The organism is Acrocarpospora sp. B8E8, from assembly GCF_039871605.1.
Classification (GTDB): domain Bacteria; phylum Actinomycetota; class Actinomycetes; order Streptosporangiales; family Streptosporangiaceae; genus Acrocarpospora; species Acrocarpospora macrocephala.
Genome location: NZ_JBDPLV010000074.1, coordinates 1 through 13,847, shown reverse-complemented (window position 1 = coordinate 13,847; position 13,847 = coordinate 1). Strand labels below are relative to the sequence as shown.

14 protein-coding genes are annotated in these 13,847 nt (G+C 66.3%); 9 read left to right on the top strand and 5 right to left on the bottom strand.

What is annotated here, in order from left to right; translation table 11 throughout:
- Positions 1-10 precede the first annotated feature (10 nt).
- Entirely contained in the window at positions 11-2,455 is a 2,445-nt protein-coding gene (locus ABGB08_RS44415) for a heavy metal translocating P-type ATPase (protein WP_347603580.1), read from the top strand.
- Positions 2,456-2,579: 124 nt separating this feature from the next.
- Positions 2,580-2,825 carry an RICIN domain-containing protein gene (locus ABGB08_RS44410; RefSeq protein ID WP_347603578.1) on the top strand — a complete coding sequence of 82 codons (246 nt, stop codon included), beginning with the start codon at positions 2,580-2,582 and terminating at the stop codon, positions 2,823-2,825.
- A gap of 49 nt (positions 2,826-2,874) precedes the next feature.
- Here ABGB08_RS44410 and ABGB08_RS44405 read toward each other — a convergent pair whose 3' ends face one another.
- The gene (locus ABGB08_RS44405; protein ID WP_347603576.1) at positions 2,875-3,420 is read right to left on the bottom strand and encodes a dihydrofolate reductase family protein; all 546 of its coding nucleotides are present in this window, start codon (positions 3,418-3,420) and stop codon (positions 2,875-2,877) included.
- 129 nt (positions 3,421-3,549) lie between these two features.
- On the opposite strand from ABGB08_RS44405, the gene ABGB08_RS44400 reads away from it, so the two are divergent.
- The 4 genes from ABGB08_RS44400 to ugpC all read left to right on the top strand — a co-directional run bounded on the left by ABGB08_RS44400 (position 3,550) and on the right by ugpC (position 7,644).
- On the top strand, positions 3,550-4,779 hold the full coding sequence (locus ABGB08_RS44400) for an ABC transporter substrate-binding protein (protein ID WP_347603574.1): 1,230 nt from the start codon (positions 3,550-3,552) through the stop codon (positions 4,777-4,779).
- Positions 4,780-4,864: 85 nt separating this feature from the next.
- Positions 4,865-5,743 (top strand): sugar ABC transporter permease, encoded by an 879-nt coding sequence (locus ABGB08_RS44395; protein WP_347603572.1) that lies wholly within the window; start codon positions 4,865-4,867, stop codon positions 5,741-5,743.
- Entirely contained in the window at positions 5,740-6,552 is an 813-nt protein-coding gene (locus ABGB08_RS44390; RefSeq protein ID WP_347603570.1) for a carbohydrate ABC transporter permease, read from the top strand. The genes ABGB08_RS44395 and ABGB08_RS44390 overlap by 4 nt, the downstream gene beginning before the upstream one ends.
- A 3-nt stretch (positions 6,553-6,555) precedes the next feature.
- Entirely contained in the window at positions 6,556-7,644 is a 1,089-nt protein-coding gene (ugpC, locus tag ABGB08_RS44385; RefSeq protein ID WP_347603568.1) for a sn-glycerol-3-phosphate ABC transporter ATP-binding protein UgpC, read from the top strand.
- Here the strand turns inward: ugpC and ABGB08_RS44380 are convergent, their stop codons facing one another.
- Complete coding sequence (locus ABGB08_RS44380) at positions 7,645-8,199, bottom strand: hypothetical protein (protein ID WP_347603566.1); 555 nt, start codon at positions 8,197-8,199, stop codon at positions 7,645-7,647.
- 203 nt (positions 8,200-8,402) lie between these two features.
- Here ABGB08_RS44380 and ABGB08_RS44375 point away from each other — a divergent pair, with 203 nt between their 5' ends.
- Positions 8,403-8,675: a hypothetical protein gene (locus ABGB08_RS44375; RefSeq protein ID WP_347603564.1), complete on the top strand. Its 273-nt coding sequence runs from the start codon at positions 8,403-8,405 to the stop codon at positions 8,673-8,675.
- On the opposite strand, the gene ABGB08_RS44370 is transcribed toward ABGB08_RS44375, so the two are convergent.
- From ABGB08_RS44370 to ABGB08_RS44360, 3 genes are all read right to left on the bottom strand, one after another.
- Positions 8,659-9,114: a DUF5615 family PIN-like protein gene (locus ABGB08_RS44370; protein ID WP_347603562.1), complete on the bottom strand. Its 456-nt coding sequence runs from the start codon at positions 9,112-9,114 to the stop codon at positions 8,659-8,661. The genes ABGB08_RS44375 and ABGB08_RS44370 overlap by 17 nt on opposite strands.
- A complete protein-coding gene (locus ABGB08_RS44365; protein WP_347603560.1) occupies positions 9,095-9,748 on the bottom strand; it encodes a DUF433 domain-containing protein in 654 nt (217 codons plus the stop codon). Before ABGB08_RS44365 ends, ABGB08_RS44370 begins: the two co-directional genes overlap by 20 nt.
- A gap of 227 nt (positions 9,749-9,975) precedes the next feature.
- A complete protein-coding gene (locus tag ABGB08_RS44360) occupies positions 9,976-10,284 on the bottom strand; it encodes a helix-turn-helix domain-containing protein (protein ID WP_347603558.1) in 309 nt (102 codons plus the stop codon).
- A gap of 430 nt (positions 10,285-10,714) precedes the next feature.
- Between ABGB08_RS44360 and ABGB08_RS44355 the strand changes: the two genes are divergently transcribed.
- Together ABGB08_RS44355 and ABGB08_RS44350 are read left to right on the top strand one after the other, a co-directional pair.
- Entirely contained in the window at positions 10,715-12,694 is a 1,980-nt protein-coding gene (locus ABGB08_RS44355) for a glycosyl hydrolase family 28-related protein (protein WP_347603556.1), read from the top strand.
- Positions 12,695-12,811: 117 nt separating this feature from the next.
- On the top strand, positions 12,812-13,645 hold the full coding sequence (locus ABGB08_RS44350) for a PIG-L family deacetylase (protein WP_347603554.1): 834 nt from the start codon (positions 12,812-12,814) through the stop codon (positions 13,643-13,645).
- Positions 13,646-13,847: the final 202 nt, after the last annotated feature.

Here is a 13,847-nt window from a genome sequence, read left to right as displayed (position 1 = left end):
GGAGCAGACGATGACGATCATCACCGACGAGCGGGCCAGACAGGCGATCGAGCTCTCGATCACCGGCATGACCTGCGCGTCCTGCGCCAACCGGATCGAACGTAAGCTCAACAAGCTGGACGGCGTCTCGGCTACGGTCAACTACGCCACCGAGAAGGCCACCGTCCACGCCGCCCCCGGCGTCCCCACCGAAACGCTGATCAACGAGGTCCGCAAAGCCGGATACGACGCCAGCCTGCCCGCCCCGAAAACCCCGGAAGCGCCCGACGACTTGGCGCCGCTCCGGCAGCGTCTGATCATCTCGATCGTCCTGTCGGTCCCGGTGATCGCGATGGCGATGATCCCGGCCCTCCAGTTCGACTATTGGCAGTGGCTCTCGCTGACCCTCGCGGCCCCGGTCGTCGCCTACGGCGGATGGCCGTTCCACCGCGCCGCCTGGACCAACCTCCGGCATGGCGCGGCCACCATGGACACGCTGGTCTCGCTCGGCACCCTGGCCGCCTTCGGCTGGTCGATCTGGGCGCTGTTCCTCGGCACGGCGGGCATGCCCGGCATGACCCACCCGTTCGCGTTCGTCATCGAACGCGGCGACGCGTCGGCCAACATCTACCTGGAGGCCGCGGCCGGGGTGACCGCGTTCATCCTGACCGGCCGCTACTTCGAAGCCCGCGCCAAACGCCGCGCCGGTTCGGCCCTGCGCGCCCTGCTCGACCTGGGCGCCAAGGACGTCGCCGTGCTCCGCGACGGCCGGGAGATCCGCGTCCCCACCGACCAGCTCGCCGTCGGCGACCTCTTCGTGGTACGGCCAGGCGAGAAGATCGCCACGGACGGCGTGGTCGAGGAGGGCGGCTCCGCCGTCGACATCTCGATGCTCACCGGCGAACCCGTCCCCGCCGACGTCGGCCCCGGCGACCCGGTCACCGGAGCCACCCTCAACACCTCAGGACGCCTGGTCGTACGCGCCACCCGCGTCGGCGCCGACACCAAGCTGGCCCAGATGGCCGCCCTCGTCGAAGCCGCCCAAGCCGGAAAGGCCCAGGTCCAGCGCCTGGCCGACCGCATCTCCGGCGTCTTCGTGCCGATCGTGATCGCCCTCGCGGTCGCCACACTGGGCTTCTGGCTCGGCACCGGCGGCGGCGCGGCGGCGGCCTTCACCGCGGCCGTGGCCGTGCTGATCATCGCCTGCCCGTGCGCGCTCGGCCTGGCCACCCCGACTGCCCTCCTGGTCGGCACCGGCCGGGGCGCGCAGCTGGGCATCCTCATCAAGGGCCCCGAAGTCCTGGAGTCCACCCGCGCCGTCGACACCATCGTCCTGGACAAGACCGGCACGGTCACCGAGGGCAAGATGACCCTGATCGACGTCATTCCCGCCCCCGGCGAGAACCGCGACGAGGCCCTCTCCTTCGCGGCTGCCCTCGAACACGCCTCAGAACACCCCATCGCCAAGGCCATCACGGCGTCCTTCCGCGCCCTGCCGGCCGGCCTTGGAAAGACCAACACGGCCGCCCAATCCGCCCGCCCGGAAGCCGGCAAGGCCAACACGGCCACCTTGCGCGCGCTACCCACCCACCCCGATATCGGCGAAGCCAACGCGACCTCTCTGCCCGCTGAAGTAGGCAAGGCCATCGCCACCTCCTTGCCCGCCCCGCGCAAGCCCATCGACGCTGAACCCAGCAGGGCGACGACCCTTCGCGTCCTGCCCAGCCCCGAGGGTTTCGCCAACCTCGAAGGGCTCGGTGTCCGGGGTGTGGTCGACGGGCATTCCGTTCTCGTGGGACGGCCTGAGCTGGTGGGTTCGCTGCCGCCCGAGCTTGAAGTCGCGGTGGCCGATGCCCAGGCCGCAGGCCGTACCGCGGTGACTGTCGGATGGGACGGGAAGGCGCGGGCGGTGATCACCGTCGCGGACACCGTGAAACCGACGTCGGCCGAGGCGGTGTCGAACCTGCGGGCGCTTGGTCTGACCCCGATCCTGCTCACCGGCGACAACCAGGCCGCCGCCCGGGAAGTTGCCGCCGAAGTCGGGATAAATCAGGGAGACGTCATCGCCGACGTGCTGCCCGCCGACAAGGTGGACGCGGTCAAGCGGCTCCAGGCCCAGGGCCGGGTCGTGGCGATGGTCGGCGACGGCGTCAACGACGCGGCGGCGCTGGCCCAGGCCGACCTGGGTCTGGCCATGGGCACGGGCACCGACGCGGCCATCCAGGCCGCCGACCTCACCCTGGTCCGGGGCGACCTGCGGGTGGCGGCCGACGCCATCCGCCTGGCCCGGCGCACCCTCCGCGTGATCAAGGGCAACCTGTTCTGGGCGTTCGCCTACAACGTGGCCGCCCTGCCCCTGGCCGCCCTCGGCCTGCTCAACCCGATGATCGCCGGAGCCGCGATGGCACTCTCGTCCGCATTCGTAGTGGCCAACAGCCTGCGCCTGCGCACGTTCAGGACGTCAATCCGTCCTTGAGCAGGCCGTCATGCCAGGTCCGTCCGCGAATGGCGACTCGTGGTGGCCAACAGCCTGCGGCTGCGCACGTTCAGGACGTCAGTTCGTCCTTGAGCGGGCCGTCCGTGCCAGGTCACGTCCGCGAATGGCGACAAGGGCGGGATGCGTCCACGGCCAGCGGGGGCTGCTGGCCCAGCGGGTCTGTAACAAGGGCGCCAGCCAGCAGGGGCGGTTCGTCGCCGCGGCCGATGGGGCCTTCACGATCACCGCCGGGCAGGGCGACCTGTGCCTGAGCGGGTCCGGGTCGTCCACGGCGGACTCGGTGCAGCTCTCCCAGGCGACCTGCGCGTCGGGGAGCAACCAGCAGTGGCGGCTGACCCGGGTGGCTTGACGTCGCGAGGGTGAGCGGGCGGCTTTGGGGTCGTCCGCTCGCCATCGCGTTATTTGTCGGCGGGGGCGTACAGGACGGAGAGGACACCGGTCTGCAGGGTGGTCGAGGAGACGACCTTGAGGGGGATCTGGTCGAGGCCGTCGAAGAGGCGCTGGCCGGTGCCGACGATGATCGGGTGGATGAGCAGTTGGAGCTCGTCCAGGAGGCCGTGGGTGAGTAGCGAGCGCACGAGGGTGGGGCTGCCGCTGATGTTGATGTCCCGGCCGGGCTGGGACTTGAGGTTGGTGATCTCCTCGACGAAGTCGCCGTTGAGGACGGTGGTGTTGTTCCAGTCGGCTTTGTCCAGCGTGGTGGAGACGACATATTTCTGGATGTTGTTGATGAAGTCGCCGAAGGGGTCGTTGTCGGGGTTGTTCGGCCAGTATCCGGACCACTCCTCGTAGAGCTTTCGGCCCATCAGCATGGCGTCCGCCGACTGCATGCCGCGGCCGATGACCTCGCCCATCTCGTCGTTGAAGTAGGGGAAGTGCCACTTCTCTGGGGACTCCACGACGCCGTCCAGCGAGATGAAGAATCCGGAAACGATCTTTCGCATTTCTGCCTCCTTGGTTGGCTTGAGCCTCTCACCGACAACTATTTTTGTCAACACTGCTGGAACTGTCGGCGGGGGTCTCTTTAGGGTTTGCGGGCGTCCGCGAGATGGCGTTGCGGGTACGCCTCCCGCATGATCAGGACGGTCGCGGTCGCGCTGCTGGCGGGCGCCGTGGCGGGGTGTGGGTCCTCGGAGGGCGGGATCGCGCAGGTCAACCTGTACAACGCGCCGCAGCAGAACATTCAGTCGATCGCCGATCGGTGCAACCGGCTGGCCGGGGGGCGGTATCGGATCGTCGTCAACGTGTTGCCGCGGGATGCCGACGGGCAGCGGGAGCAGCTGGTGCGGCGGCTGGCGGCCGGGGATCCGGGGCTGGATGTGCTCGGGCTGGATGTCACGTGGACCGCGGAATTGGCCGAGGCGGGGTGGATTCGGGAGTGGACGGGGAGTTACGCGGAGCGGGCGCGGGCGGGGACGCTGGCGATGCCGTTGGATACGGCGATCTGGCGGGGAAAGTTGTATGCGGCGCCGTACAACACGAACGTGCAGTTGTTGTGGTACCGGTCGGATTTGGTGGCGGCTGCGCCGGTGACGTGGCAGGGGATCATGGATGCGGCCGGGCGGCTGGCGGCCGAGGGGAAGCCCGCTTATGGGGAGGTTCCGGGCGCTCAGTATGAAGGGCTGGCCGTCTGGTTCAACAGTGTGGTGGCGTCGGCGGGGGGTTCGATTCTCACGCCTAGCGGGGATGCGGTCGCGTTGGGGCCGCCCGCTTTGCGGGCGTTGGGGGTTATACGGGAGTACGCGAGATCGAAGGCGGCTGATCCGTCGTTGCCGAATACGCATGAGGATGAGGCGCGGTTGGCGGTGGAGGGTGGGCGGGCGGCTTTTGAGGTGAACTGGCCTTATGCGTACGCCTCGATGAAGGCGAATCGGCCGGATATATTGCCATATTTCAAGTGGGCGGCGTATCCGGGAATCGACGGGCCGGGGCGGTCGCCGCTGGGTGGGGCCAATTTCGCGATAAGTCGGTATTCGGGGCATCCGCGGGAGGCGTTTGAAGCGGCTCTGTGTTTGCGGGACGCGGAGAGCCAACGGATCGCGGCGATCAAGGACGGGTTGCCGCCGACGATCGAGGCGGTGTACGACGAGCCGGAGATGGCCCAGGTCTATCCGATGCGGCAGGCCATTCTGGACGCGTTGAAGACGGCGGCGCCGCGCCCGAAAACGCCTGTCTATCAGAACGTGTCGACGGTGATCTCGGCGGTGCTGTCGCCGCCCGCGGGGATCGATCCGCCGGTGACGCTGGCGGAACTGCGGCGGCAGGTGGGGGACGCGTTGCAGAGCAAGGGCGTGTTGCCATGATCGACGAGGGGAGCCTGGCAGGGCACAGCAAAAGTCTGCTGCCCCGCAACGACATCTCGGCCGAACGCGGCATAGGTGTGTTGCCGTGATCGGTGAAGGTGGTCGGGGCGAGCGGCGGCTGGCGCTGTGGTTGTGTGCGCCGGCGATGATTGTCATGATCGCGGTTACCGGGTGGCCGATTCTCTACTCGTTCCTGCTGTCGTTGCGGCGGGCTGATCTGCGGTTTCCTGAGGATCAGGAGTGGATCGGGCTGGCGAACTACGCGACCGTGCTGAGCAATGCGTACTGGTGGACGGCGTTCGGGGTGACGTTGCTGATCACCGTGGTGAGCGTGGTGATCGAGTTGGTGCTCGGGATGCTGGTGGCATTGGCCATGTATCGCACGGTTGTCGGGCGGGGGCTGGTGCGGACGGTGGTGCTCATTCCGTACGGGATCGTGACGGTCGCGGCGGCTTATGGGTGGAAATATGCGTGGACGCCGGGCACGGGGTGGCTGGCGAATCTGCTGCCGGAGGGCACTGCGCCGCTGACCCAGCAGGGACCCTCGATCGCGATCATCATTCTGGCCGAGGTGTGGAAGACGACGCCGTTCATGGCGTTGTTGCTGATGACCGGGCTGGCGCTGGTGCCGGAGGAGTTGCTGCGGGCGGCCTCGATGGATGGGGCGAATCGGTGGCAGCGGTTCACAAAGATCGTCCTGCCGTTGATGAAGCCAGCGATCCTGGTGGCGCTGCTGTTCCGGACGTTGGACGCGTTCCGGATATTTGACAACATCTACGTGCTGACCAACGGCGCGCAGAACACCAGTTCCGTGTCCATCATCGCGTACCACAATCTGATCGGCGGGCTCAATCTGGGCATCGGCTCGACCATGTCCGTACTAATCCTGATAAGTGTGGCGATCATCGCGTTCGTCTTCATCAGGGTGTTCGGCGCCGCCGCCCCCGGAAGCGAACCGCGATGAAACTTAAATGGGGATTTATCGACGTACTGGTGGTTGTGTATGCGTTGATTCCGGTGTTGTGGATCGTGTCGTTGTCGTTCAAGGATCCGAGCACGATCACCGACGGCTCGCTGCTGCCGACCAAATGGACGTTGAACAACTACACCGGCATCTTCCGCAACGACGACTTCATCCGCGGACTGATCAACTCCATCGGAATCGGACTGATTGCGACATTCGTGGCAATGGTGTTCGGCACCATGGCCGCGTACGCCATCGCCCGCCTGACCTTCCCCGGCAAACGCCTGCTGATCGGCTTCTCCCTGCTGATCGCGATGTTCCCGCAGATCTCGCTGGTCACCCCGCTGTTCCAGATCGAGCGCTCACTCGGCCTCTTCAACACCTGGCCGGGCCTGATCCTGCCGTACATCACCTTCGCCCTACCGCTGACCATCTACACCCTGTCCGCGTTCTTCAAGGAGATTCCCACCGAGCTGGAACGCGCCGCCACGATGGACGGCGCCACCCCGTTCCAGGCGTTCTGGAAGGTCATCGTGCCGCTCGCCGTGCCCGGCATGGTCACCACGGCGATCCTGGCGTTCATCTTCTGCTGGAACGACTTCCTGTTCGCGATCTCGCTCACCTCCTCCTCGGCGGCCAGAACCGCCCCCGCGACGATCTCGTTCTTCACCGGGAGCTCCCAGTTCGAGGACCCGACGGGGTCGATCGCGGCCGCGGCGGTGGTCATCACGATACCGATCGTGATCTTCGTGCTGTTCTTCCAGCGCCGGATCGTGGCCGGCCTGACCTCCGGCGCGGTGAAGGGATGAACGATGGCTGAGATCGTGTTCGACGGCGTGAGCAAACGTTTCCCTGACGGCACCACGGCAGTGCACGACATCAATCTGACCATCGCCGACCGCGAGTTCGTCATCCTGGTCGGCCCGTCCGGCTGCGGCAAGTCGACCACGCTGAACATGATCGCCGGTCTGGAGGAGATCACCTCCGGCGAACTCCGCATCGACGGCGAACGCGTCAACGAACGCGCCCCCCGCGACCGGGACATCGCCATGGTCTTCCAGTCCTACGCCCTCTACCCCCACATGACCGTACGGGAGAACATGGCGTTTCCCCTCACACTGGCCAAGATGCCCAAACCCGAAATCGCGGCGAAAGTCCACCACGCCGCGGACCTCCTCGACCTGACCCCCTTGCTGGACCGAAAACCCGCCAACCTCTCCGGCGGCCAGCGCCAGCGCGTCGCCATGGGCCGGGCCATCGTCCGCGACCCGAAGGCGTTCTTGATGGACGAACCCCTGTCCAACCTGGACGCCAAACTCCGCGTACAGATGCGCACCTCCATTTCCCGCCTGCAGAAACGCCTCGGCACCACCACCGTCTACGTCACCCACGACCAGACCGAGGCGATGACCCTCGGCGACCGCATCGTGATCATGCAATCCGGCGTCGTCCAGCAGGTCGGCACCCCCCAGGACCTCTACGACCACCCCGCCAACCAGTTCGTCGCGGGCTTCATCGGCTCCCCCTCGATGAACTTCCTCCCCGCCGAGGTCCACCCCGACGGCCTCCACACGATCATCGGCACCATCCCGTACGGCTCCGGCCCGCGCCGGCTCCCCCGCGAGGTCATCGTCGGCATCCGCCCCGAACTCTTCCAGGACACCCGAATCAGACACGGCGCCTGGTTCACCGGCACCGTCGACATCATCGAATCCATGGGCGCGGAAAAGCTCGCGTACTTCACCTTCGAATCCGGCGCCACCACCTTCACCGCCGCCACCCAGGTGGTCGCCCGCCTAGACCCCAAATCCCCCGTCCGCGAGGGCGAACTCGCCACCATCTGGTACGACCCGGCCGCGCTCCACATCTTCGACCCAACCTCAGGCACCAACCTCACCTAGTCACACCACAGGCTCGCCACTCCGCCGGGCTCGTGGCGTGACCGTGAGCCGACGCCGTACGACCGGAGGCGCGAACTCGGCCCGCACCGACGCACGCTCCCGGCTCGGCGTGATCACCGGGACGATGTCCGGATGGAAGATCTCGCGGGTGTAGCGAGCCGCGATGCCATTGGTCGTGGTGAGAATCTCGCGCCAAGCGGAGATCCGGTGAATTCCGCCGGGTTCCCCCCAATACCAACGGCGAGTACCGACCCGAAGCACCTCATGCTGGTCGCGACGCGAGCCCGCTTCGCCATTCAGATCCACGTACGCGACGACCACCGCAGCCGAACCGTCGGCACGTTCCAGCCGAGACTGCCGCGCGGTCAGGAGCTCCCCTTCCGGAATCCCAAGACGTTCGCGAAGGTCACGGGGGATGAGCACGGCCGCAGGCTGTTTGCCGTGTTTCGTGGTCCTGGGACGTAATGGCTCGGTGACCAGTGCCTGGAGGAGCCGCACCGCGGAACCGTCATACTGGAGCACCATTCGGGTGACGGGAGTGTCGAGAGGATTCACGTACCACGACCTCAGGTCGATTCCGCTGGTAATTCCGGAGTATAAACGGAATTATTGACAGAATCTGTAAACGTCGCTGACAGCATGGGTGCGCGCAACTTTCCCGCGTGCCACCCCGATCCTGGCCCGGCGGCCCCGTAGCGCCCGCGACGGATACGCGGGAGGATCTCCCCCAGACACCCTCGCCGACGGGACGAGCCGAGATGCCCACCGTTTCCAAAAACGCCGCCCGCATCGCCAGCTGGCTAGGCCTCATCGGCCAACTCTGCACCCTCCCCTTCTACGGCGCCAGCGGCCTCCTAGCCCCCACCTGGGCCATCACCACCCTCCTCCTCGCCTGGCTCGCCCTCCTAGCCACCGCCATCTGGTCCGTCCGCCAAAACTCCCCCTGGGGCCTCCTCATCCCCTTCCTCTCCATCGCCCTCTGGTTCGCCACCATCTCCGCCGGCGAAGCCTTCCTCAACTGGAAGGCCTGACCGGCCAATGCTTCGGCGGAACCGCCCCCGGGTCCACCACACGCAAGCGACTGGACGATGTGGGATCGACGGCACGCAGAGTTATCAGGCGCTGCGATTCCGCCTCTTCCAATAACAACAACGCGGCAGGAAGCGCTGCGGCGACCGTCGCGATCGCGACGCCCATGCCCACGAGCCCTTGATGCTTATGCGGGTATTCGATGCGATGCAGCCCGGACGACGCGATGGCCGCGACTTCGCGAGGGCGCTCCATCTGCCGCCCATCATTGGTCACCACAACGTCGAATCCCTCTTCCGCCGCCCGGGGATAAAGGCTTTCGTCGCGGGTTCCCGACCAGCCCTGAAGGTCGAGCAAATGAACGATCTCGTGGGTGAGAATGAACGTCGCGAGGACTTTATGGAGCGGCCGCGGAACGTTCTCATCCAGCAGCAGCCTCACGCGGCTCCCTGGGAGGATCGTAGCTGTCGACATAATCGGCGAAATCGACTGCGCTGCGCGCCGCCATCGCCGTCACGCTCGGGAAGTAGTCAGAGATCTTCTCGGCCGGGACCCCGTCCCGCAGTAACGCCGCGACCTCGTCATAGGGCACCCGAGTGCCCTGGATGACCGGCATCCCGCCACGCACGGCCGGGTCGACGCTGACGTGCTCGCGGGGACGCAACAGGTCAGGAATATGGCGACCGTCCCGATAGAACGGCCGCAGAACATCGACCATCTCATGCAGCACCACGTGGGCACGCCGCCGTACAAGATCAACCGCCTGGTCGGGTTCCGCCAGGTAGATGGTGCTCTCGTCCGCGACCAGCTTGTACGAGGAGAGGTGATCGGCCTCCCGCAGATCCCCCCGGAGCGTGTCCAGAGCACGCCTGATCTTCTGCAGCGACGCGTCATTCCGAAGCTTCACGCAGGTGCGCAGGGCCACGACATCCCGAAACGAATACAGGATGGGCCGCTCACCAGACACCTCAGGAACAAGAACCGCCTCACGCCCAGGAACGGCCTTGCGCCAGTGCGCCAGCTGCCGAAGCGTGGCTCCCGACAATGCCGCAGCAAGCTTCGGACTGTAGGTCATCAAGCCACCTCCCCGCTCCGCCCGGCCACCGACTCCGTCGCCCCATCATCCCAGATCTCCCCGCGCGACGACGGCGCCACAGACACCCGCGGCACCAGTGGCCTCAGCTGATTCTCAATCCACCGGACCGCGGTCCAGGTAGCAAAAGCATCCGCCCGCTGACACCGAGGCTGGTGCCGATCGCGGCGGAAGCGGCTTGGCGGAGCGCGTTCGCTACACCTTCGACATCACGCCGCGTGGGCTTCGAACCACAGGGAGCCCACGTCGCGGCCCGGGGTGAGTCGAACATCCGCGTCGAGGGCGGCCGCCAGGTGCCGTAGCAGGGCCACAGTGGGTTCGGTCCCGCCCTCTTCGATGCACTCGATCTCGTCCTCGGGCATGTTCGCCCGTGCCGCGAGTTGGGCGACCGTCAAGCCGAGGTCGGTCCGCCGATCGTACAGAGCCTTGCCGAAAGCGAGTGCCTCCCGGATCGCGATGCGTTCGGGGTCGTCCGCCTGCACATCGGGGCGCGTCCAGCGGGTGTGGTAACCGGCCATCACACCTGCCTCTCAAGGTCCCAGCGGCTGGACCGTGATGATCCCGCTCGCAGATCTTCCGTGAACGGACGGCTCGATCGATCTGTCTGATCAATCCAGCGAAGGACTGTGAGCAGCACGATACTTCTGGGCGCCGGGCAGCGTGGTTTCTTGGCTGTATTACGAGAACTTGCAACGACTTGTGGTGACTGGCGCAAGAATCTGCGTGCCGAACTGCAGGTCGGTAGCAAAGGGGCGAAACTATCTCGCAGGGACCTTGTGGAACGGGGTATGGGCGGCCTACTGTCGGCTCACCCTGTGGTGTTCTCCGTCGTGAAGGCCGGCAGGGTGCTCACCCCCCGAGAGAAACGAGCAGACGATGGCACGTAGCAGGACCGGTGTGTTGATGAGGGCTGGCAGGCCGTTACGACGGGCCGCGGGGGCGGTCGTGGTGGCGGTTGTGCTGGGGCTGGGGGCCGTGCTCAGTGGGGCGGCCGTCGCGGAGGCGAGGGTGGTGGGGCCGGTGGTGACGCGGGCGGCGCTCGATCCGGCGCTGGTCGCGGGGCGGGGGGCCAGTGTGGCCTTCGCCGAGCAGGAGGCGGAGAACGCCACCACCAATGGCACGGTCATCGGGCCGGACCGCAGCGCGTACACGTTGCCGGCGGAGGCGTCGGGGCGGAAGGCGGTGCGGCTGACGCCGGGGCAGCATGTGGAGTTCGTGCTGCCGAGCGCGGCCAACGCGATCAACGTGCGCTACAGCATTCCGGACGCGCCGAACGGCGGCGGTATCACGGCGCCGCTGCAGGTCACGGTCAACGGCAAGGACCGTAAGGCCATGACCCTGACCTCGCAGTACGCGTGGCTCTACAACCAGTATCCGTTCTCCAACGACCCGAACGCGGACCTGCTCCACCCGGACTGGTGGATCACCGAGTGCGCCTGCGTGCCCAACGCCACCAACCCGGCGCCGGTGATCAGCAAGCCGTTCCGGCCGAGCCACTTCTACGACGAGCAGCGCCTGCTGCTGGGCAAGAAGTACAAGGCGGGAGACAAGGTGCGGCTGACCGTGCCGGCCGGGAGCAACGCCGCCTGGACGGTCATCGACCTGCTCGACTCCGAGCTCGTGGGCGCGCCGCACGTGCGCGTGCTGGCCGCCAACGTGCTGCTGTTCGGCGCCGACCCGCTCGGCCGGCGCGACTCGGCGGACGCGTTCGACAAGGCGATCGCGTTCGCGAAGCGCAGCCACCTCAAGGTGTACGTGCCGCCGGGCGTCTACCAGGTGAACCGCCACATCATCGTCGACAACGTGACGATCGAAGGGGCCGGGAACTGGTACACCATCATCAAGGGCAAGGAAGTCGCGCTCAATCCGCCGGCTCCGGATGGTTCCGTACACACCGGTGTGGGTTTCTACGGTAAGGACGCGGCGGACGGCGGCAGCAGCAATGTGCACCTGTCCGGGTTCACCATCGAGGGTGACGTGCGCGAGCGCATCGACACCGACCAGGTGAACGGCATCGGCGGGGCGATGAGCGACTCGACCATCGACGGGCTCTACATCCGGCACACCAAGGTCGGCCTCTGGTTCGACGGGCCGATGAGCAACGTCAAGGTCACCAACAACATCATCGTCGACCAGATCGCGGACGCCCTCAACTTCCACATCGGCGTCACCAACTCGCGGGTGTCGAACAACTTCGTCCGCAACACCGGCGACGACGGCCTGGCCATGTGGTCGGAGAAGACCGTCAACGCCAACAACACCTTCGACCGCAACACCGTCCAGACCCCGGTCCTGGCCAACGGCATCGCCATCTACGGCGGCAAGGACAACACGATTTCGGGCAACCTGGTCGCGGACCCGATCCGCGAGGGCAGCGGCATCCAGGTCGGCTCCCGCTTCGGCGCCGAAGCCTTCACCGGGAACATGTGGATCACTGACAACACCACGGTCCGAGCCGGGACGTACGAGCTGAACTGGAACATCGGCCTGGGCGCGATCTGGTTCTACGCCCTGGAGAAGAGCATCGACGCCAACATCCAGGTCGTCGGCAACCACTTCCTGGACAACGGCTACAACGCGATCATGCTGGTCAGCGAGTGGGGCGTGAAGGACCTCTACTCGATCACCAACGTGCACTTCAAGGACATCCGCGTGGACGGCACCGGCACCTCCGTGGTCAGCGCCCGGGTGAAGGGTTCAGCCACCTTCGAGAACGTGGACGCCCGTAACGTCGGCGCCGTGGGCATCAACAACTGCGGCTCCTTCAACTTCCCGCCGACCGGCTCCGAGTTCTCGATAACCGATCTGGGCGGCAACGACGGCGGCGGCACCACCGGCCCCTGGATGGCCCCCTGGGAACTCCCCAACACCATCACCTGCGACGACCGCCCGCCGGTCGTCACTCCCCCGGCCCCGTCCCCCTGGTAAACACCCGTGCCGCCCGAGGAATCCCCTCGGGCGGCACGATTCTGTACGGAATCACAGGCATCGCCCCGGTGTTCGATAATCCCTGAGGGGGATCGGACAAACTACGGGAGTCGTTTCATGGATCGAGAGCTCAACGAAAAAGAGCTCACCGTCATGGCTGTGCACGCGCATCCTGACGATGAAGTGATGGGCACCGGGGGAATGCTGGCTCGCTACGCCGACGAAGGCATCCGCACCGTCCTCGTGACCTGCACCAACGGCGAGCAGGGAGACGGCCCCGGCGGCGTGAAACCCGGCGAGCCCGGGCATGACGACGACGCGGTCGCCAAGGTGCGGCTGGCCGAGTTGCGCGAGTCGGCGGCGCATCTCGGAATCAGGCATGTCGAACCGCTAGGGTTCCGCGACTCGGGCATGGACGGCTGGGACGGCAACGAGCACGCCGCCGCGTTCGCCAACATCCCCGTCGATGTCGCCGCGGAGAAGTTGAGCGACCTGATCCGGCGGTATCGGCCCCAGGTCGTCGTGACGTACAACGAAAAGGGCGGGTACGGCCACCCGGATCACATTCAGGCACACCGGATCGCGGTAGCCGCCGTCGAGGCGACCGGTATTCCGGACAAGTTCTATTACACGGGCACGCCGCGCAGCTGGATGGCCGACATGGTCGCGTACATGACCGAGTCCGGAATGGACACCGAAGGGTGGGATCTGGAGGAGTTCACCGATCCCGACGACCAGATCACCAGCGTGCTGGACGTCTCCGACTATTTCGAACGAAAGATCAAGGCGATGGTCGCCCACGCCAGCCAGGGCGACAGCGAATTCATGCTGAACATTCCCGACGACATCCAGCGGCGCATGTTCGCAGGTGAGGCCTACATCCGGCAGTGGTCGAAGGTGACCGCGCCCGACCACGAGGACGACCTTTTCTCCGGGCTTCGCGGGAGTTAAATTGTCTCGTGCTGTCTCGACGGGTAGCCGAACTCCCAACAAAGGGAGAGACAACCGTAACCGGATCCCCCGCCTGGTACTACATCCGTAGATGAGTAGGAAGCGGGTCGCCGCGTCGCCGGTAGTGGCTGATCAGCGCCCGGGTCTGGTGAACCATCCGGAACCGCGACCAGGCCAGCACGTGGTCGATGAGCTGGGTGGC

Bases quoted from the DNA above. Each gene is read 5' to 3' on its own strand.
- ABGB08_RS44350 (WP_347603554.1), top strand. From the start codon at position 12,812: ATGGATCGAGAGCTCAACGAAAAAGAGCTCACCGTCATGGCTGTGCAC.
- ugpC (WP_347603568.1), top strand. From the start codon at position 6,556: ATGGCTGAGATCGTGTTCGACGGCGTGAGCAAACGTTTCCCTGACGGC.
- ABGB08_RS44410 (WP_347603578.1), top strand. From the start codon at position 2,580: ATGGCGACAAGGGCGGGATGCGTCCACGGCCAGCGGGGGCTGCTGGCC.
- ABGB08_RS44375 (WP_347603564.1), top strand. From the start codon at position 8,403: ATGCCCACCGTTTCCAAAAACGCCGCCCGCATCGCCAGCTGGCTAGGC.
- ABGB08_RS44360 (WP_347603558.1), bottom strand. From the start codon at position 10,284: ATGGCCGGTTACCACACCCGCTGGACGCGCCCCGATGTGCAGGCGGAC.
- ABGB08_RS44405 (WP_347603576.1), bottom strand. From the start codon at position 3,420: ATGCGAAAGATCGTTTCCGGATTCTTCATCTCGCTGGACGGCGTCGTG.
- ABGB08_RS44390 (WP_347603570.1), top strand. From the start codon at position 5,740: ATGAAACTTAAATGGGGATTTATCGACGTACTGGTGGTTGTGTATGCG.
- ABGB08_RS44415 (WP_347603580.1), top strand. From the start codon at position 11: ATGACGATCATCACCGACGAGCGGGCCAGACAGGCGATCGAGCTCTCG.
- ABGB08_RS44400 (WP_347603574.1), top strand. From the start codon at position 3,550: ATGATCAGGACGGTCGCGGTCGCGCTGCTGGCGGGCGCCGTGGCGGGG.
- ABGB08_RS44365 (WP_347603560.1), bottom strand. From the start codon at position 9,748: ATGACCTACAGTCCGAAGCTTGCTGCGGCATTGTCGGGAGCCACGCTT.